The 19,424-nt window shown below is 48.3% G+C and carries 21 protein-coding genes; 16 read left to right on the forward strand and 5 right to left on the reverse strand.

Annotated elements, in window-relative coordinates; all coding sequences use genetic code 11:
- Positions 1–53: 53 nt before the first annotated feature.
- The 3 genes from M1Q06_RS07780 to M1Q06_RS07790 form a co-directional block, all read right to left on the reverse strand.
- Positions 54–641: a hypothetical protein gene (locus M1Q06_RS07780; RefSeq protein ID WP_101190230.1), complete on the reverse strand. Its 588-nt coding sequence runs from the start codon at positions 639–641 to the stop codon at positions 54–56.
- Positions 642–653: 12 nt separating this feature from the next.
- Positions 654–1,781 (reverse strand): flavodoxin-dependent (E)-4-hydroxy-3-methylbut-2-enyl-diphosphate synthase, encoded by a 1,128-nt coding sequence (gene ispG, locus M1Q06_RS07785; protein ID WP_058380911.1) that lies wholly within the window; start codon positions 1,779–1,781, stop codon positions 654–656.
- Positions 1,782–1,957: 176 nt separating this feature from the next.
- Positions 1,958–2,473 (reverse strand): DUF1189 family protein, encoded by a 516-nt coding sequence (locus tag M1Q06_RS07790; protein WP_434402631.1) that lies wholly within the window; start codon positions 2,471–2,473, stop codon positions 1,958–1,960.
- 170 nt (positions 2,474–2,643) lie between these two features.
- Between M1Q06_RS07790 and M1Q06_RS07795 the strand changes: the two genes are divergently transcribed.
- The 13 genes from M1Q06_RS07795 (at position 2,644) to M1Q06_RS07855 (ending at position 15,722) form a co-directional block, all read left to right on the forward strand.
- Positions 2,644–4,275 carry a Na/Pi cotransporter family protein gene (locus tag M1Q06_RS07795; RefSeq protein WP_434402633.1) on the forward strand — a complete coding sequence of 544 codons (1,632 nt, stop codon included), beginning with the start codon at positions 2,644–2,646 and terminating at the stop codon, positions 4,273–4,275.
- Positions 4,276–4,360: 85 nt separating this feature from the next.
- Entirely contained in the window at positions 4,361–4,843 is a 483-nt protein-coding gene (locus M1Q06_RS07800) for a DUF456 domain-containing protein (RefSeq protein WP_101805408.1), read from the forward strand.
- Positions 4,844–4,960: 117 nt separating this feature from the next.
- The gene (locus M1Q06_RS07805; RefSeq protein WP_434402635.1) at positions 4,961–5,569 is read left to right on the forward strand and encodes a superoxide dismutase; all 609 of its coding nucleotides are present in this window, start codon (positions 4,961–4,963) and stop codon (positions 5,567–5,569) included.
- Between the two features lie 113 nt (positions 5,570–5,682).
- Positions 5,683–7,851, forward strand: a complete 2,169-nt coding sequence (locus tag M1Q06_RS07810) for a penicillin-binding transpeptidase domain-containing protein (protein ID WP_101805410.1) — start codon at positions 5,683–5,685, stop codon at positions 7,849–7,851.
- Between the two features lie 193 nt (positions 7,852–8,044).
- Positions 8,045–9,001: a PstS family phosphate ABC transporter substrate-binding protein gene (locus tag M1Q06_RS07815; protein ID WP_434402637.1), complete on the forward strand. Its 957-nt coding sequence runs from the start codon at positions 8,045–8,047 to the stop codon at positions 8,999–9,001.
- 71 nt (positions 9,002–9,072) lie between these two features.
- Positions 9,073–9,999, forward strand: coding sequence for a phosphate ABC transporter permease subunit PstC (gene pstC / locus M1Q06_RS07820; protein ID WP_121299981.1), 927 nt, complete (start codon positions 9,073–9,075; stop codon positions 9,997–9,999).
- Position 10,000: 1 nt separating this feature from the next.
- The gene (gene pstA, locus M1Q06_RS07825) at positions 10,001–10,879 is read left to right on the forward strand and encodes a phosphate ABC transporter permease PstA (protein ID WP_121299979.1); all 879 of its coding nucleotides are present in this window, start codon (positions 10,001–10,003) and stop codon (positions 10,877–10,879) included.
- Between the two features lie 26 nt (positions 10,880–10,905).
- Positions 10,906–11,727: a phosphate ABC transporter ATP-binding protein PstB gene (gene pstB, locus M1Q06_RS07830; protein WP_121299978.1), complete on the forward strand. Its 822-nt coding sequence runs from the start codon at positions 10,906–10,908 to the stop codon at positions 11,725–11,727.
- Positions 11,728–11,798: 71 nt separating this feature from the next.
- Complete coding sequence (gene phoU, locus M1Q06_RS07835; RefSeq protein WP_121299976.1) at positions 11,799–12,458, forward strand: phosphate signaling complex protein PhoU; 660 nt, start codon at positions 11,799–11,801, stop codon at positions 12,456–12,458.
- A gap of 160 nt (positions 12,459–12,618) precedes the next feature.
- A complete protein-coding gene (gene rpmG / locus M1Q06_RS07840; protein WP_082799233.1) occupies positions 12,619–12,768 on the forward strand; it encodes a 50S ribosomal protein L33 in 150 nt (49 codons plus the stop codon).
- Between the two features lie 115 nt (positions 12,769–12,883).
- Positions 12,884–13,459, forward strand: a complete 576-nt coding sequence (locus M1Q06_RS07845) for a 5-formyltetrahydrofolate cyclo-ligase (protein WP_434402641.1) — start codon at positions 12,884–12,886, stop codon at positions 13,457–13,459.
- Positions 13,456–13,662 (forward strand): YqgQ family protein, encoded by a 207-nt coding sequence (locus tag M1Q06_RS07850; protein ID WP_101190241.1) that lies wholly within the window; start codon positions 13,456–13,458, stop codon positions 13,660–13,662. Before M1Q06_RS07845 ends, M1Q06_RS07850 begins: the two co-directional genes overlap by 4 nt.
- Before the next feature lie 155 nt (positions 13,663–13,817).
- A complete protein-coding gene (locus M1Q06_RS07855; protein ID WP_434402643.1) occupies positions 13,818–15,722 on the forward strand; it encodes an LTA synthase family protein in 1,905 nt (634 codons plus the stop codon).
- A gap of 96 nt (positions 15,723–15,818) precedes the next feature.
- Here the strand turns inward: M1Q06_RS07855 and M1Q06_RS07860 are convergent, their stop codons facing one another.
- The gene (locus tag M1Q06_RS07860) at positions 15,819–16,001 is read right to left on the reverse strand and encodes a DUF2759 domain-containing protein (RefSeq protein WP_068869055.1); all 183 of its coding nucleotides are present in this window, start codon (positions 15,999–16,001) and stop codon (positions 15,819–15,821) included.
- Positions 16,002–16,154: 153 nt separating this feature from the next.
- Between M1Q06_RS07860 and M1Q06_RS07865 the strand changes: the two genes are divergently transcribed.
- On the forward strand, positions 16,155–16,790 hold the full coding sequence (locus M1Q06_RS07865) for an MBL fold metallo-hydrolase (RefSeq protein WP_121299970.1): 636 nt from the start codon (positions 16,155–16,157) through the stop codon (positions 16,788–16,790).
- 57 nt (positions 16,791–16,847) lie between these two features.
- Here M1Q06_RS07865 and M1Q06_RS07870 read toward each other — a convergent pair whose 3' ends face one another.
- A complete protein-coding gene (locus M1Q06_RS07870; protein WP_058380895.1) occupies positions 16,848–17,090 on the reverse strand; it encodes a DUF2626 domain-containing protein in 243 nt (80 codons plus the stop codon).
- 286 nt (positions 17,091–17,376) lie between these two features.
- On the opposite strand from M1Q06_RS07870, the gene comGA reads away from it, so the two are divergent.
- Together comGA and comGB are read left to right on the forward strand one after the other, a co-directional pair.
- Positions 17,377–18,402, forward strand: coding sequence for a competence type IV pilus ATPase ComGA (gene comGA / locus M1Q06_RS07875; protein ID WP_434402646.1), 1,026 nt, complete (start codon positions 17,377–17,379; stop codon positions 18,400–18,402).
- Positions 18,374–19,417, forward strand: coding sequence for a competence type IV pilus assembly protein ComGB (gene comGB, locus M1Q06_RS07880; RefSeq protein WP_434402648.1), 1,044 nt, complete (start codon positions 18,374–18,376; stop codon positions 19,415–19,417). Before comGA ends, comGB begins: the two co-directional genes overlap by 29 nt.
- The last annotated feature ends 7 nt before the right edge of the window (positions 19,418–19,424 follow it).

The following is a 19,424-nucleotide window of genomic DNA, read 5'->3' on the forward strand; positions in this document are numbered from 1 at the left end:
ACAACAGAAACGGGCAAATAAAAAAGAGCGCAAGTTAGACTTGCGCTCTCTGTTTACCGCTTGAGCAATTCCTGTTGGACGCCGAACTCTTTTTTCACCCATTGCTCGGCTTCGAGCCAATCATAGACGCGGACCACTTTGTTCGGCACCGGCTCACGGTTGTAAGGGGTGTCGAACAAGATGACCGGGATGTCCAGTTCTTCGGAAATCTCTACCGCATTGTCGTGTTTGTCTTCGAAGAACAAATCGACATTATGCGCTTTGGCGGTGCTGATTTTTTTATGCGTGCCAATCAATTCGATATGGTCGTAAGCAATGGCATGCTGTTCGAACCAATCGAATGTAACGCTTCGAACGTTATCTCCGCGAGCGGAGATAAAATAAAGTTCGTATTGGTCTTTCCAATTATTGATAATTTGCTTGGCGTCTTTCGAAATAGGAGAAGCCGCGTAAATTTTCGGTTCGTGCTTTTTGAACCAGGAGTAGAACTCTTTTTTATCGAGCTGCGGCAAGGCCGCTGTCAGGTCGTATTCCCGGATATCTTCGATGGTCAGCTCGCTGCCGAATGCTTCATTGATATGGGGAATCAATGAAGTGGGGCAGGTGACGGTGCCATCGATATCGATGCCAAATCGGTACATATGATCACAACCTTATGCTTGTTGTTGTTCAAGTTCCTTTTGCTTTTTCTCTTCAGCTTGTTTGGCGAAATATTCTTCTGCCAATTTATCGATCTCGATCTTCAATTCTTCGACCATTGTTTCTTCAGGCACTTTACGGACTGTTTTCCCGTGCATGAAGAGCAGGCCTTCACCGCGTGCGCCGGCGATGCCGATGTCGGCTTCACGTGCTTCACCTGGGCCGTTAACGGCACAGCCGAGAACAGCGACTTTAAGCGGTGCTTTGATGTGGGAGATGTATTCTTCCACTTCGTTCGCGATGGAAATCAAGTCAATCTCGATGCGTCCGCAAGTCGGGCATGAGATGAGCGTCGCTGCGTTTGAAGACAAACCGAAGACTTTCAATAGTTCACGGGCTACTTTGACTTCTTCGACAGGGTCTGCGCTTAAGGAGACGCGGAGTGTATTGCCGATGCCTTTAGCGAGCAATGCCCCGAGCCCGGCAGAACTTTTCACAGTTCCGGAGAACAATGTGCCGGATTCTGTAATACCGAGGTGGAGCGGATAGTCGAATGCTTTCGATGCTTTTTCATATGCTTCGACAGCAAGGCTCACGTCTGATGCTTTCAACGAGACGATGATGTCATGGAAATCAAGGTCTTCTAGGATCTTGATATGGTGCAATGCTGATTCCACCATGCCGTCCGCTGTCGGATAGCCGTATTTCTCAAGGATTTTGCGTTCGAGCGAACCGGCGTTGACACCGATGCGGATCGGGATGCCTTTCGCTTTGGCTGCATTGACGACCGCTTCGACTTTTTCGCGGCGGCCGATATTGCCTGGATTGATGCGGATTTTATCGGCACCTTGCTCGATGGCGATCAAAGCCAGTTTGTAATCGAAATGAATATCGACAACAAGCGGGATATTGATGCGCTTCTTGATTTCGCCGATGGCATAAGCTGCCCGCTCATCAGGACAAGCCACACGGACGACTTGGCATCCGGCTTCTTCGAGGCGGAGAATCTCCGCAACCGTTGCTTCTACGTCATGTGTTTTCGTTGTCGCCATACTTTGTATGAATAGTTCATTACTGCCGCCAATCGTTATATCGCCGACTTTGACGGGGCGTGTTTTTGAACGGTGAGTCATTTCGCTCATGTTAAAAATCTCTCCTTTTTGTGAGTTTCCGGTAATCCGGACGGTTACTCAGCTTACCCTTGCACGCAATTCACGTGCGGGTCTATTTCTCTTGCCTATAGCTATTTTAGCAGTGTCTCGTTTGAAAAGACAAGAAAGACGGCTGTTCCGTACAGATTCTTTACAGCGTTGCAACATTAGCTCGGTTTTTTTACAGGTGGGGCTTTCGGATAGAAACGTGCTGCACTATATAGAAGAAACAGCGTCCATAAACTCGTCAACAGCGAAATCCACAAGCTATTGACCCAGAAACTCGCTACATACGCAGCGATAGTCGGCACAGTAACGGCGAGTGCCGCCGTGCGCCACATATGCCGGTATTCCCCGCGGCGCTTGAGCCAGGCGAGAAAGCCATAGCCAAACGCTGCAAACACGCTGATTTTGATGAAATGGTAGAGCGTCGTCGAGACGAATAGAAAAACGAGCGCAAACGGGTAAAGCAGCCATTCGATTTCTTCTATGAATTGCAGCAAGCCTTCCAGTTCAGAGGAGCTCGAGCCGATGCCAAGCACGAACTCGGCAAATGAGATAAGTGAAAGCAAGGTGATGAACAGGAAAACGAATTTCAAGATGCGGCCGATCGGCATAATGCGGACCGCTGCCCGTTTTTTCGGTTCCATGAAGCTTGCTTTCAATAGTTGGTAGAGATTCACAGCAATCTTCCTTTCCGGTTGTATTGTAATATTATCATGCCTGAAACGGAAAAATTCGGGCTTATGTTACGGGTTTGTAAATTTTCAATAAAGGTATTTACATTTACTTAGCGAAGTCTTCATAATAGGTGAGGTGTGATTACGTTATAATTAGGAGTTGAATGTGAATCGTGGAAATGAATTGGCAGGAATTGCTGTTTACCTTCTTCGGGGGTCTCGGTATTTTCCTATTCTCAATCAAGTATATGGGTGACGCTTTGCAGAAAGCTGCAGGCGATAAACTGCGGGACATTTTGGACCGTTTTACGACCAATCCGTTCATGGGTGTCTTGGTCGGTATCGTAGTAACGATTTTGATCCAATCGAGTTCGGGCACGACCGTTATCGTCGTCGGCCTTGTAAGTGCAGGCTTCATGACGCTAAGACAAGCAATCGGCGTCATTATGGGTGCGAATATCGGGACGACCGTTACAGCATTCATCATCGGCTTGGACGTAGGGGCATACGCATTGCCAATCATGGCGGTCGGTGCATTCTTGATTTTCTTCGTCAAGAAAAACCAGATCCAAAATATCGGGCAAGTCATCTTCGGTTTCGGCGGACTATTCTTCGGGATGGAAACGATGAGCGGGGCAATGAAGCCGCTGCGTGAATTGCCGGCTTTCATCGACATGACCGTCAACTTGAGTGAATTCCCGATCCTCGGCGTTGCAGCAGGGACAATCTTCACGTTCATCGTCCAAAGCTCCAGCGGAACGATCGCCATCTTGCAAGGGCTCTATGCAGAGAACTTGGTTACGCTTGATGCCGCATTGCCGGTTCTATTCGGTGACAATATCGGGACGACCGTTACGGCGGTGCTCGCAGCACTTGGTACATCCATTGCAGCGCGCCGTGCAGCAGCTGTCCACGTCTTGTTCAATGTCATCGGCTCCGTCATCTTCCTGATCCTGCTCGTGCCGTTTACAGCGTATGTCGAGTGGCTTACGGGCGTTTTGGATCTCGAGCCAAAAATGCAGATTGCATTCGCACACGGGACATTCAACATTGCGAACACATTGATCCAATTCCCGTTGATCGGCGCTTGGGCATACCTCGTGACAAAAGTAATTCCTGGCGACGAAGTGCTTGTCGAATTCAAGCCGAAGCATCTGGACTTGAACTTCATCGAGCAATCGCCATCGATCGCTCTTGGCCAAGCCAAAGAAGAAGTATTGCGCATGGGTAAATATTCTGTGCAAGGACTGGAAGAAACGTATGAATATTTGAAAACGAAAAGCAAGAAACATGCTGAAATGGGCTATCAATTAGAAGATGCCATCAATAACCTGGATGGTAAAATTACCGATTACCTGGTACTCATTTCTGCAGAATCGATCTCAGCAGCGGATTCCACTCGCCACACGATGCTGATGGAAACGGTCCGTGATATCGAACGGATCGGCGACCATTTCGAGAACATCATCGAATTGATCGATTACCAGGAAGCCAATAAAGTGAAATTGACCGGGGAAGCGATGGAAGACTTGGACGAAATGTTCACATTGACCATTGCGACGGTGTCGAAATCACTTGATGCACTTGACACGACAAGCCATGAGCTTGCACGTGAAGTGGCAGAGCAGGAAGACTTGATCGACAAAATGGAACGCAAATTCCGTAAAAAACATATCCTTCGCCTGAACGAAGGCGCATGTTCCGCTCAAGCGGGAATCGTCTTTGTCGATATCGTCAGCAACTTGGAGCGGATCGGCGACCACTCCGTCAATATCGCGGAAGCCATACTCGGTAACCGTACTTGATCCACACTCCCTTTCATCCTTTACATTTCTTGAAATGTAGGGCACGATGAAAGGGAGTTTTTATATCGGAAAAGGAGGGCTCGTGATGCTCGAAATTGTCGGCTGGGTTTTTGTGCTTGTGTTTTTTGCCATCGGTTTCATCGGACTTGTGTACCCGGTCATCCCGGCGTCGCTGTTCATTTTCGGCGGATTTATCATTTATGGCCTGTTTTTCAGCTTTGCTGATTTGCCGTGGTGGTTCTGGCTCATCGAAATCTTATTCGTCCTGTTATTGTTCGGTGCAGACTTTTTGGCCAATGCGGTCGGCGTCAAGAAATTCGGCGGTTCAAAAGCAGGTTTGGTGGGCAGCACGGTCGGATTGATCTTCGGGCCATTCGTCATCCCGTTTGCCGGCATCCTCATTGGCCCGTTCCTCGGTGCCATCATTGCAGAGATGCTCGTCAACAAATCGTCGATTAAAAAATCGATCCGCTCCGGAATCGGTTCGGTGGTCGGTTTTATTACTTCCGCACTGACGAAAGGTATTATTCAGGCAGTGATGGTCGGCTTGTTCTTCTGGGTGATTTGACTGCCGCCTCCGACTAAGGTCTGAAAAAGGCAGGTCGATATGCTTTATATTTGTGTCGGTCTGAAAATTTTGATACGCTAACAAAGTAGAACAATAGACTCAAGGAGGAATTTAATCATGGCATACGAACTACCGGAACTACCTTACGCGTACGATGCGCTAGAACCGCACATCGACAAAGAAACAATGAACATCCACCACACGAAACACCACAACACGTACGTAACAAACGTAAATGCGGCCTTGGAAGGTCATGACGATCTTTCTTCAAAATCAATCGAAGAATTGATTTCTGACTTGAACGCAGTGCCGGAAGATATCCGCACAGCTGTCCGCAACAACGGCGGCGGCCACGCGAACCACTCGCTATTCTGGCAGCTTCTTTCCCCGAACGGTGGAGGACAGCCGACTGGTGCAGTAGCTGACGCGATCAACAACAAATTCGGAAGCTTTGACGAGTTCAAAGAAAAATTCGAAGCTGCAGGTAAAACACGCTTCGGTTCTGGCTGGGCTTGGCTAGTCGTTTCTAACGGCGAGCTCGAAGTCACGTCAACGCCAAACCAAGATTCTCCTCTATCTGAAGGCAAAACGCCGATTCTTGGAGTAGACGTTTGGGAACACGCATACTACTTGAAATACCAGAACCGCCGCCCGGACTATTTGGCAGCATTCTGGAACGTTGTCAACTGGGACGAAGTGTCCAAGCGCTACGAAGCTGCTAAATAATTGTTAAATATTGAAACCTCGACACACACTTTTTCGTCTGAAAAAGTGTGTGTTTTTTTATGTCCGGTGCTATACTAGCAAATGGATATTTTTTTGAAAGGAGCTACGCGCTCATGAAAACCCCTCAAAAACGGCGTGTTTCGCTGGCGAAGTCCAAACTCCAGTCCAATACGACCTTCCGGATGAACATCCTCTTTTTTGCTATTTTTCTGCTGTTTTCCATGCTCATCCTGCGCCTAGGGTATTTGCAGATCGTTAAAGGTGAGGATTACGCCCGCGCAATTGCCAGAACCGAGGAAGTGGCCGTGAACACCAGCGTGCCGCGGGGACGGATTTTTGATTCTGCAGGACGTTTGCAAGTCGATAACGAGCCCGTCAACAGCATTACCTACACAAAGATGCAAACGACGAAAAGCAGTGAGATGATGGAAGTGGCTGAAGAGCTCGCTAAATTGATCGAAAAAGATACTGAAAAAGTGACCTTGCGCGATAAGCAAGACTTTTACATACAATTGAATACCGAAAGTGCAACTGAAAAAGTAACCGCTGAAGAGCGCGCTGCGATTGAAGCGGAAGATATTCCTCAAAAGGAAAAGCAGCAGAAGCTTGATGCCTTGGTCCGTGAGAAAATCACGGATGAAGAACTCGACAGCCTGACGGAGGAACAATTGGAAGTTCTCGCGATCTACAGGGAAATGACCTCTGGCTATGCGTTGTCGCCGCAGATCATCAAAGGCGAGGGCGTTACCGACGAAGAATTCGCTGTCGTGTCGGAGCGTTTAACGGACCCGAAATTAGAAGGTGTCAATACGGTCACTGACTGGAAGCGCGTGAAAATGACCGATTTGACGATCCTCGGCAGCACGACGTCGCCTGACCAAGGGATCCCGGCCAACCGCCTCGATTATTATTTAAGCCGCGACTACTCACGTAATGACCGCGTCGGCACGAGCTTCTTGGAACAGCAATATGAAGATGTGCTGCAAGGGCAGAAATCGAGCGTCAAAAACGTTACCGACGGCCGAGGCCGCGTCATCGAAACGGTACCGGTTGATGAAGGCGAACCCGGAAAAGATTTGGTTATGACGATCGACAGCGAACTCCAGTATGAGCTGGAAAAAATCGTGGAAGAAAAGTTGCTCGCATTGAAGGCGGGGCCAAACTCACAGCTTGTCAAAGATGCATACTTGGTCATGATGAATCCGCAAACCGGTGATGTGCTGTCGATGGTCGGTAAACGCGTCGGCGAAGATGAAAACGGCAGACGCGTCGTCAATGATTATGCGTTCGGTACGTTCACGGCTGCCCATGAGATGGGTTCCACCATCAAAGGTGCCACATTGCTGACGGGATATGAACAAGATGCCGTGGAGATGGGGGAAGTGCAGATCGACGAACCGCTGAAATTTGCGGGCACCACCCAGAAAAACTCGATTTTCAATACGACTCCATTCAATCGCATCCCGATGAACGATTTGATGGCAATTGAACGGTCATCCAACGTTTATATGTTCAAAATCGCTTTGGATATCGCCGATCGGCAATATCAATACAACCGGCCGTTGAGCGTCGCCCCGGAAAGTTTTGCCGTTATGCGCAATTCCTTCGCGCAATTTGGGCTCGGTGTTGAGACTGGCATCGATTTGCCGAACGAAGGCACCGGCTATCTTGGCGGCACGTATCCTGGGCCGAAATTATTGGACCTTGCGATCGGACAATTTGATACGTATACACCGATGCAATTGGCACAGTATATCTCCACCATCGCCAATGATGGCTACCGTGTGCAGCCGCATGTCGTCAAGGAGATCCGCAAAGCTTCTCCAGATGGCGAGACGCTCGGGCCGATCGAGACGGTCATCGAACCGAAGATCATGAACCGCATCAATAATACGCAAGAAGAAATCGACCGCGTTAAAGAAGGCATGCGCAATGTGTATATCGGAAGCTCCGGCTCGGCGCGCGCGCAGTTCAGCGATACGCCGTATACCGCAGCCGGCAAAACTGGTACAGCAGAAGCTTATTTCTTTGAACGCGGCCATGAATTGCACGGTACGGTGAACGTCAATATCGCGCATGTTGGCTTCGCCCCATATGAAAACCCGGAAATCGCGTATGCGGTTGTCATTCCATACGTAACGACCGATCCAACCAAAGTGCCAAAGACCAATAATGAAATCGCTCGAGCTGCGGCAGACAAGTATTTCGAATTGAAAGAACAGCGCAGCGAAGACGAAGCGAATGAAATCAAGCCGCCTTTCAGCGGAACACGAATTGAATAAACAAGCTTTTTATCTAGATAAACTAAACCGCCCAACCAAAGTCCTGAAACGGACGCTGGTTGGGCGGTTTTTGTTTTTTTCAATAAGACTTTGGTCATTTACAATTTCTTAACAATGGCTTCATATGTCCTCAACAATAGAATCGTATAGTTGGTCTTGTAAACAACAAACCATATTAGGGGGAAACATTAAAATGAGAAACTGGAAGTTCGCTATGGCATCAACAATTCTTGGAACGGCATTTCTACTTGGCGCCTGTGGCAGCACGGAAGAAACTGCCACAGGCAGCGAAACGGCTGATTCCGCTTCAGACGAAGCAGTACTAGAAGGTTCGGTCACTGGTGACGGTTCTTCCACAGTCGCGCCAATCCTTGAAGGCATTGTTGAAGAATACGCAGCAGTTCAACCTGAAGTCCAAGTAACGGTCGGTGTTTCCGGTACGGGCGGTGGATTCGAAAAATTCATCCAAGGTGAAACAGCTTTCTCGAATGCTTCTCGACCAATTAAAGAAGAAGAAGCAGCTGCTCTAGAAGAAGCAGGCATCGAATACACAGAATTCCTTCTTGCTTATGACGGGCTATCAGTAGTCGTCAACCAGGAAAACGACTGGGTAGAGGATTTGACAGTTGAAGACCTGAAAAAACTGTGGGTAGAAGATGGCAGCACGAAAATGTGGTCAGACATCAACCCGGAATGGCCGGATGAAGAAGTCGTATTCTATGCGCCAGGAACAGCTTCTGGAACATACGATTATTTCAATGAAGTCATCCTAGAAGAAGAAGACATCGTCGAATCAGCGACATTGTCTGAAGATGACAACACGCTTGTTCAAGGAATCCAAGGAGATCCAAATGCGATCGGATTCTTCGGCTATGCATACTACATCGCGAACCAAGATACATTGAAAGTCGTAACTATTGATGGTGTCGAGCCAACTCCTGAAACAATCGAATCCGGTGATTATTCACCACTGTCACGTCCGCTCTTCACTTACGCCAACAATGCGAAAATTGCTGAAGATGAAGCGGCTTACGATTTCATGAAGTTCACTTTAGAGAACGCTGGTCAAATGGCTGAAGCTGTCGGCTACGTGCCATTGGCAGTAGAGGATTATGAACAAGGCTTGGCAGATCTTGAAGCGTTGAAATAAATCAAGTTGCAAGTTCAGTCTTAGGGTGAGCAGCTGCTGCTCGCCTTTTGCGGTTGAAAGGGGATTCTATTATGCGCACATCGGTTCAAGAACTGATCGCAAAGTCGAAAGATAAGAAAAGCAAAAAAATCATTGAGAAACTCATACCGGTTTTGTTGTTCCTGATCGCTTCTGTTTCGGTCTTGACAACCATCGGTATTGTCCTGACATTAATCATAGAAACGGTCACGTTCTTTACAAGAGTGCCACTGTCCGAATTCATCCTTGGCACGACGTGGCTACCGTTCGCCAATAGCGGAGCCCAGTTCGGCATTTGGCCGTTAATCGTCGGTACATTGAAAATTACCGGCATCGCGATTGTCGTAGCTGTGCCGATCGGCATTTCGGCTGCCATTTATTTGAGCGAATATGCTTCTGACAACGTAAGACGCGTCGTCAAACCAATTCTAGAGGTTTTGGCAGGAGTCCCAACTATCGTCTACGGCTTTTTCGCCTTGACGTTTGTGACGCCTGTATTGCAAAGCTTTTTCCCGGACATCAAGATTTTTAACGCGATTTCACCAGGGATCGTCGTCGGCATCATGATCATCCCGATGATCGCGTCGCTATCGGAAGACGCCATGTCGTCTGTCCCGAAAAGCATTCGCGATGGGGCGCTTGCCATGGGCTCGACAAAGTTTGAAGTCGCTTGGAAAATCACCGTTCCAGCCGCGTTGTCCGGCATTATTGCCTCGGTTGTGCTCGGCTTGTCCCGCGCGATCGGCGAGACGATGATCGTTTCGCTTGCGGCAGGTTCAACACCGAAGTTCGATGGCGATTTCACTGGTTCGATCCAGACGATGACTGCCTATATCGTGCAAGTATCCAAGGGCGACGCCGGTTATGGAACGACGATTTACTATTCCATCTATGCGGTCGGGTTTACATTATTCCTCTTCACAATGGCGATGAATATCCTGGCTGGGTATATGTCAAAACGTTTCCGGGAGGAATATTAAGATGAGGTACATTGAACAGGAAAAAGTTGTCCGTCGCATGAACGGCCGGATGGTCGTCAACCGTGTCTTCCAAGGGCTCTTCATGTTTGCGACGGCGCTCGCACTGCTGGCGCTGGTGATCTTGCTGTACCGGATCGTCAGTCAAGGTGCGGGGCATCTATCCATTGATTTCTTAACCAACTTCGCTTCACGGTTCCCGGACCAAGCGGGTATTAAAGCAGCACTTGTCGGCTCGATCTGGCTGATGGCAGTAGTCGCTCCGACATCCATTTTGCTGGGTGTGGGATCTGCGATTTATTTAGAAGAATACGCCAAAAAAGGGCGCATCACGACTTTTATCCAAATGAATATTTCCAATTTGGCGGGGGTTCCGTCAGTTGTCTTCGGACTTTTGGGATTGACGATTTTTGTCCGTGCATTGGCGCTCGGCAACAGCATCCTTGCAGCAGGCTTTACGATGAGCTTGCTCATCCTGCCGGTCATTATCGTGGCGGCACAGGAAGCGATCCGTTCGGTTCCAGGTGAATTGCGTGATGCATCGTACGGAATGGGTGCAACCAAATGGCAGACCATCGTGCGCATCATCTTGCCGGCAGCAATTCCCGGTATCCTGACAGGCAGCATCTTGGCCTTGTCGCGTGCCATCGGTGAAACCGCACCGCTGATCGTGGTCGGCATCCCGGTTATCATCCAATTTTTGCCGGAAGGCGTCATGGATACGTTCACGGCGTTGCCGATGCAGATTTACGACTGGTCAAGCCGCCCGCAAGCTGAGTTCCAAACGGTTGCAGCTGCCGGGATCATTGTCTTGATGGTCGTGTTGTTATTCATGAATTCAATAGCAGTCTTCATTCGGAACAAATTCGATAAATCCTATTAAAGTGTCATGCGGAAGGGGAGTTCATTATGAACACAGCAACAATTAAAACAAAAATCAATACAGCCCAGCCTACTTCGGTAGAACAAGCTGAAAAGGAAAGTGTTTATAGCACGCGTCAATTGAATTTATGGTATGGCAATAACCATGCTTTAAAAAATATTGACTTGGAAATCGGGGAAAATGAAGTTACGGCGATTATCGGGCCATCAGGGTGCGGGAAATCGACTTATTTGAAAACCTTGAACCGCATGGTGGAACTCGTGCCTTCTGTGAAAACTTCAGGAGAAATCCAATACCGTGGCCGCAATATCTTCGAATCGAGCTACGGAGTTGAAGAATTGCGCACACGCGTCGGCATGGTGTTCCAAAAGCCGAACCCGTTCCCGAAATCGATTTACGACAATATCGCTTACGGCCCGCGCATCCACGGCATCAAAAACAAGAAAATCCTGGATGAAATCGTCGAAAAAAGCTTGCGCGGCGCAGCCATCTGGGACGAAGTGAAAGACCGCCTGAACGAAAATGCATACGGCATCTCGGGCGGCCAACAGCAGCGGATCTGCATCGCGCGGACATTGGCGATTGAACCGGATGTCATCTTGATGGATGAGCCGACATCAGCACTTGACCCGATTTCGACTTTGAAAATTGAAGAATTGGTGCAGGAATTGAAAGAGCAATACAGCATCATCATCGTGACGCATAATATGCAGCAAGCTGCGCGGATTTCCGATAAAACTGCCTTCTTCCTGAATGGGGAAGTCATCGAATATGACCGCACGGATGCAATTTTCTCAAACCCTGCCGATAAACGGACAGAGGATTATATTTCAGGTCGATTCGGCTGACCCGCAACTCTAATCAGCAGGAACGAGCTTCCTGCTGGCCGTTAGAAATGGATGAATGGGAGGAACTTTAAATGGCAGTACGCGAGAAGTTTGAATATGAACTGCACTCAGCACAGGAACAATTGATTACACTAAGCACAATGGCTATCGATGCACTCGACAAATCGATGAAGGCGCTGATCGCCCACGATATCGACAAAGCGCTTCAAGTAATCGACAATGACGCCAATATCAATCGTCTCGAAGAAGAACTGAATGATCAGGTGATTTTGTTGATTGCCAAGCAATCACCGGTTGCGACCGATCTTCGGCGCTTGATCGTCACAATCAAAGTGGCCTCGGACATGGAGCGTGTCGGGGATTACGCCGTCAATATCGCTAAAGAAACGATCCGCATCGGGCAGCAAGACCTGCTTGAGCCAATCAACAAAATCCAGCGCATGCACGAACTCGCAACTTCCATGCTGCGCCAGGGCATTGATGCCCTTATAGAAGAAGATGTGGAAAAAGCCAAGGAAATCGCCGACCTTGACGATGAAGTCGATGATTTGTACGGTGAAGCGATCCGGCTGTTGTTCCAGCACAGCGCAAAAGAGCCGGAACAGCTCAGCCAAGTGACGCAATTGGCATTTGTTTGCCGCTATATGGAGCGATCTGCGGATTATGCGACCAATATCGCGGAGCAATTATTCTACCTCGTCCGCGGCCGCCATTACGATCTGAACAAATGACAAAAAACCACAGCGCCGGCTGTGGTTTTTTATTTAGGGAAATGATGGGGAAGCATCATTTTTCAGTGGACAATCACTGAAGGTATGCTATAATAATTAAGTCGTATAGATCACGCTTATTAATGAAATGGATTTTTTGAAAGAATTGGGAGGGATATCGATGCGTGTAAACATTACACTAGCTTGCACAGACTGTGGCGAAAGAAACTACAGCACTGTTAAAAATAAGCGCAACAACCCTGAGCGTCTTGAATTGAAAAAATATTGCTCACGTGAAAAGAAAATGACAACACACCGTGAAACGAAGTAAGTAATTGACTGCCAAAACCTCTCGGGGTTTTGGCTTTTTCTTTTGTTATGCGCAGTTTACTATAGAAACTATACATAGAGACAATCTACAGTACAGCAGAAGGGGCGTTTGCGTAATGGAAAAAGCAGTGTTGAGGAAATCGGTCATCGGCCAAATGAGTGAACTTACAAAATCACAACATGCCCAAATGTCATCGGCGATTTTGGAGAAACTTCTGGAAGATCCCGATTTTCAAAAAGCTGAAACTATCGGGGTGACCATCTCGCGCTGGCCGGAAGTCGATACGATTCCGCTTATCGAAACGTGTTGGCGGCTGGGCAAAAGAGTCGCCGCCCCAAAATGTTTCGCAAAAGACCGAACGATGGATTTCCGGCTGTTCAGCAAGCTTAGCCAATTGGAAGTGGTGTACATGGACCTCCAGGAACCGATCGAAGCCGAAACGGAAGCGGTCGGCCCCGAAAGCATCGATTTATTGATTGTGCCGGGTGTTGTTTTTACGGAAAGCGGCTACCGAATCGGCTTCGGTGGAGGCTATTATGACCGCTATTTAAGTGGCTTTAACGGCAATACGCGGTCGCTGGCATTCGACTTTCAGTTAGCTAGCGAATTGCCTATCGAAAGCCATGACATCCCAGTCGATGGCATCATCACGGAAAAACGAACAATTGATTCGAAGGCGGTGAGAGCATGAAAGACCTTTACGATGTAATGCAATTGCTGAAAAGGTACGGAACGATCGTCTATACGGCGGATTTTATTTCGGATCTCGATCTGATGGAATCCGATATCCGCGAGCTGTACGACCACGATTTCATCACGCCGCGTGAATACGCATCTGCCTTGATGATTTTGCGGCAGAAACGCACAGAATACGAGAAAAAAGGAAAATCATGAAACCGAAAGCGTTTTGGCGCGTCTATTAAGGGTAATTGCTTTCTCTCGAAGGTGATTTGTTCTATACTATAAGGTATTGAATTTCCGATTTACTTGAAACTGAAATTCGCGCGAACCGGACAAACGCTCCGGTAAGACGAGGAGGATGTGCGGCAATGAAAAACAAAGAATGGCCTAAGCATTCGGTCCTGGCCATCGCAGTCATCGCGACATGGCTGACGACATATGTCGTCTACAAAACGGCCTTTTCCATAACCATCGACAATGCATTGCAGGAATTCATCCTGTTCTTGAACCCATTAAGCTTACTATTATTCGCCTATGGAGGCGCGCTCTTCTTCAAGAGCAAGAAAGCACGAAACCGCTATATCGTCATAATCGCTGTCGTTACATCGATTATCTTGTACGGCAATGTGGCGTTTTACCGCTTCTTCACGGATTTCATCACACTGCCCGTATTGTTCCAGACGGATAATTTCGGCGACATTGGCAACAGTGCTGCCGCAAGCATCTATTGGAGCGATATTCTCTATTTTGCCGATATCATCATCATCTTATTGGCGATGCGTTTTGTGAAAGAAAAAGAATCGGTGCTGAAATCGGCAGCGACACACCGTAAAGCATACTTCGTCCTGTCGGCAGCTGTGCTGTTCTTTAACCTCGGCCTTGCCGAAGCAGAACGCCCACAACTATTGACGAGAAGCTTTGACCGCGAAATGCTCGTCAAGAACCTAGGGATGTACAATTACCATCTGTATGATGTCTATATCCAATCGAAATCACAAGCACAGCGAGCGCTTGCGGACGGCTCGGAATTGACGGAAGTGACCAACTACGTCCGTTCGAACCAGGCAGAACCATCTGAAGAAATGTTCGGGGCTGCGGAAGGGCGTAATTTGATCGTCGTCACACTCGAGTCATTGCAGACCTTTGTGTTGAACAATGAAATGAACGGCGAGACCATCACGCCTTTCATGAACGAATTGACACAAGACGAAGATACGATTTACTTCCCGAACTTTTACCACCAGACCGGGCTTGGAAAAACTTCCGACTCCGAGTTCCTGCTTGAGACTGGCATGTATCCGCTAAGCGGTGGCGCCGTATTCTTTACACACAGCGGCAATACCTTCAATTCCATGGCGGAAAAGATGGGCAACGAAGGGTATTCGACCAATGTCCAGCACGCCAATACGAAAAGCTTTTGGAACCGCGACATGATGTACGAATCGCTTGATATCGACAAGTTCTATGATATCCAGAGCTATACAGTAGGCGAAGGGCAAGCTGTCAACTGGGGCATGAAGGACATTCCGTTCTTCGAGCAATCCGTCGGCCATATGTCTGAAATGCAGCAGCCTTTCTACACGCGCCTGTTGTCGCTTACGAATCACCACCCATTCACATTGGACGAAGAAGACAAGCTGATCGAGGAATTCGATTCCAATTCAGGTACCTTGAACCGCTATTTCCAGACGGTGCGCTATTTGGATGAAGCCGTCAAATCCTTGTTCGAAGATTTGAAGGAACAAGGATTGTACGAAAACTCCATCATCGTCATGTACGGCGACCATTACGGCATCTCCGACAACCACAACGAAGCGATGGCGCAGTATCTAGGCAAGGAAATTACGCCGTATGAATCGGCACAATTGCAAAAAGTGCCATTTTTCGTCCATATCCCAGGTTATGAAAAGGGCTATGTCGATGAAGAAATCGGCGGTCAAGTGGATATGCGTTCGACGATCCTTCATTTGATGGGCATGGAAACCGAAAAAGACATTCAATTCGGCGGAGATTTATTCTCTGAAGAACACGAGGAATTCGTCATTTTCCGTGACGGGCGCTTTGTGACTGATGAATATGTCTATGCAGCGAATGTCTGCTATGATATCGAAACGGGCGAACCGGTGGAAGACCAAAGCGTATGCGACCCATATGCTGAACGCGCCCTAGAGGAGCTCCAGTACTCCGAATCGATCATCAACGGCGACTTGCTGAGGTTCTACGAAGAGGAAAACGGCCAATTGAAAACATTGGGCGAACAAGAACAACCGTAATTCAAAAAGGGCTGCCACAACCGCATCGGTTTGGCAGCCCTTTTCTTTATGGCCAGTAAAAAAACCGGCGCAATGAATGCGCCGGTTTCTTCGTTCTTAATGAAGGCCAGGTGGGTAACCGTGTGTAATGAGAGTTGCAACGGTGAAACCGCCGAAAATAACAAAGGTCCCAAAATTAAATAAGAATCCTAAAACTTCTTTGTTTTTTAGGGTTTGAACTGTACCGATTGCAGCAAGAACTGCTGTGAGGCCGAAAATAACCATCAAAATCCAACTCATCTTATGACACTCCCTTCAACTTTAACAGCCAGTGCCGTCTTCTACTCTTTATATTGTAAAGAAATTCTGCAAGTTTGTCGAGGCGTAAAAATGTCATTCTATTGAACAAGCAAAAGAATGTGTTCATGATATACTGCTAATGAGGTGAAAGTCATGTTAAAAATCGATCGGCTGGAACTAGGCCCAGTGCAAACGAATTGCTACATCATATCAGGGGAAGGCAAACAATGCGTCATTTTCGACCCTGGCGAAGAAGCTGGTAAAATCCAGGACGTGCTGAAACGCAAGCAATTGACACCGCTCGCGATTCTTCTGACACACGCCCATTTTGACCATATCGGGGCGGTCGACGAATTGAGGGAGAAATATAAAATCCCTGTCTATCTTCATCATAAAGAACGCGATTTCCTTGGGCGGCCGAATTTGAACGGCTCGGGTAAATACGCGGCATTGCCGGATTACCGAGTAGCGGATGCAGACGAATTGATCACCGATGAACAATCGCTTGAAATCGGTCCGTTCAACATGGAGTTGTTCCATACGCCTGGGCATTCGCCAGGCAGCGTAAGCTTTTATTTTCCGCAAGACCGCTTCGCGATCGTCGGGGACACCTTATTTTCAGGAAGCATCGGGCGCACTGATTTGGCGGAAGGCTCAGAACAGCTGCTGTTAAAATCAATCCGTGAGTCTCTATTGACGCTGCCGGAAGAAACCTTCCTGTTCCCAGGGCACGGCCCGGAGACGACCCCAAAACAGGAACAACAGCATAATCCTTTCCTGCGTATGTAAAGGGCATAAAAAAAACGGCCGAGATGGCCGTTTTTTTGCGTTCACATTCAATTTCTATTAATGACCTGCTCCTGGGACGTGGATGAACGTAGAGTAGTAAGTAAAGCCAACGAAAAAGACTGTCAGATAGGCTCCAAAAATATACATGTACATGCGTTCAGAAATGTTTAAGTATCCAAGAAGAACGAAGAAGCCGGTATTGGCAACCATCAACAATGATACTTCTACCATATCGCCGACATAAAATAAAATTGCAAAGATTCCAGTCCACCATCCCATTAATTTAAACATATTATCCATGGGTAATCCCTCCTTTGCCACAATACAATAATCTCCTATTCATTATATAGGAAGACGAGTCTATGTGTAAACAAGGACTTCGGGCTAGTTTGTGACAAAGCGGTGTAGGTGTATCCATAAAGCGGTCTAAAGCTATAGGTGCCTGCCCTGAAAGCCTGGATTTCAGGGCTTTGAGGCGTTCAAATAATTATTTTGGTATTTTCGATATTCAAAGGCCATCTGTGTGCTTATACTAATGGGGAACGGAGAGGCAGCCTCCGCTCGCAGACCCGGACAGGAGGTGACTATGCAAGATATCATTGAACGGCGATGCTTCGACCTATTGCATTCCGCCGTAGAAGAAAAAACCACCGATATCCACATCAGGCCAGAACCCCGCGATTACAGCATCACCTACCGCACGTACAACCATTTCAAGCCGGTGGCGAAAATCCCCTTCGATTTAGGCGATCGCATGATTGCTTACTTCAAATACCTCTCCCTTTTGGACATGAGCGAAAAACGAAAACCCCAAACCGGCTCATTCCATCTTCAGATGAATGGCCATACCCACCATTTCCGAATTTCCACATTGCCGTCCGTGATGACGAAAGAAAGCATCGTCATCCGTGTCATTCCAGACAGCACAGCGTTATTTCTTGATGAATTGGCGGCGTTCCGCGATTCAGCCAGGCTGCTCGAGAAACTTGCCGGCGAACGGCAGGGCTTGATGCTGCTGACGGGACCGACCGGTTGCGGCAAATCCACCACTTTGTATTCTCTCTTGCGCCACTGTTCCGAACGGCTCAACCGAAATGTCATCACGCTCGAAGACCCGGTCGAGCGCCAAAACCCTGCCTTTCTTCAAATCCAAGTGAACGAAAAGTCGGGAATGAATTATGCGACCGGCTTGAAAGCCATTTTACGGCACGATCCCGACATTATCATGATCGGCGAAATCCGTGACGCCGAAACCGCTGAAATAGCTGTCCGGGCTGCATTGACAGGGCATTTGGTGTTTTCGACGATTCATGCCAGGCATTCGGTCGGCTGCCTCCACAGGCTCCATGACCTTGGGATTCCTTATGAAGACATGCTTCAGACGCTCATCGGCATCGCTGCCCAGAAAATTGTGCCGATGTACGAGGATTTGGACCAGCTCGAAACGAAGCATCGCGCGTTATATGAAATTCTGTGCGATGCAAGTTTGGCCGATGCCATCCGTTCGGCGAGACAACAGCAGGATTATCAACTGCCCGAGCATTTATCGTTCGGCGGACAGATCCGGGAAGGGGTGAGGATCGGTGCGCTTCATTCCGGTTTCGAGTTCTAGGCGCTTGCCGTTTCGTGAGCGCGCCCAGTTTTTGACCAGGCTTTCGGTGTTGATGTCGGAAGGCTATTTGTTTCCCGTCGCCATGACGCTTCTTTTGCCGATGCACACAGAACGTGTAGATGAAGCACTTGCAGGCATGGACCGAATCTTGAAGGGTGGCGGCAATGCTGCTGAAGTCCTGAAATTTCTTGGGTTCCGTGAGCGGGTGTTGTTCCCGGTCGAGATTGCTGAGTTCCATGGCAAGCTCAGCGAAGCGATTCATGGCATCGCTGCCGGATTCAAGCGGACTGAAGAAGTGCAGAAGAAACTTCGCAATATCCTCGTCTATCCTGTCTCACTATTGATTCTTACCGCCGCTTTGTTCTTATTTTTCAGGACCAATTATGTGCCCAATCTGACTGCCCTGATATCTTCGCTGCAGCACGGCGAAGAAGGCGCCGGGGTTCCGGTTTATTTGCTGCGCATTCCGGACATAGCGATTGCTGTCTTCGCGGCTGCTGCGTTATTGGTTCTTGGCTTTCGTGAATACCTAAAGCGGCAGCCTGCCGAGCGCCAAATGGCGTTATTGATTAAGCTGCCGGTTATCGGGCCTGTTATGCGGCTTTATTGGTCGCAGCTCGCTTCTAGGGAGCTGGGCACGCTTTTGCATAGCGGAATTTCCTTGCAGGAAGCGCTGAAGCTTCTGCGCATGCAGCGTCATCATCCCATCATCAGCCAAATCGCTGAATCGCTGCATGACGAAGTCAAGACCGGTATCGCGCTGTCATTTGCTGTAGACCGCCATGCCTTTGCGGCGAACGATATGGCGGCGTTCATCCGCCACGGGGAAGCGACCGGCATGCTCGGGAAAGAATTGATGCTCTATAGCGAAGTGTTGCTCGACAGAATTGAACTGCAAGCCCAGCGTTCATTGAAAATCATCCAGCCCAGTTTCTTTGTGCTGATTGCCGTTTGTATCGTCGCCGCCTATTTGGCGATTCTTTTGCCGATGTACAATCTCGTCCATACGATATAAGGAGGAA

Origin of the sequence: Planococcus sp. 11815 (assembly GCF_051096385.1) — a bacterium.
GTDB classification, from domain to species: Bacteria; Bacillota; Bacilli; order Bacillales_A; family Planococcaceae; genus Planococcus; species Planococcus citreus.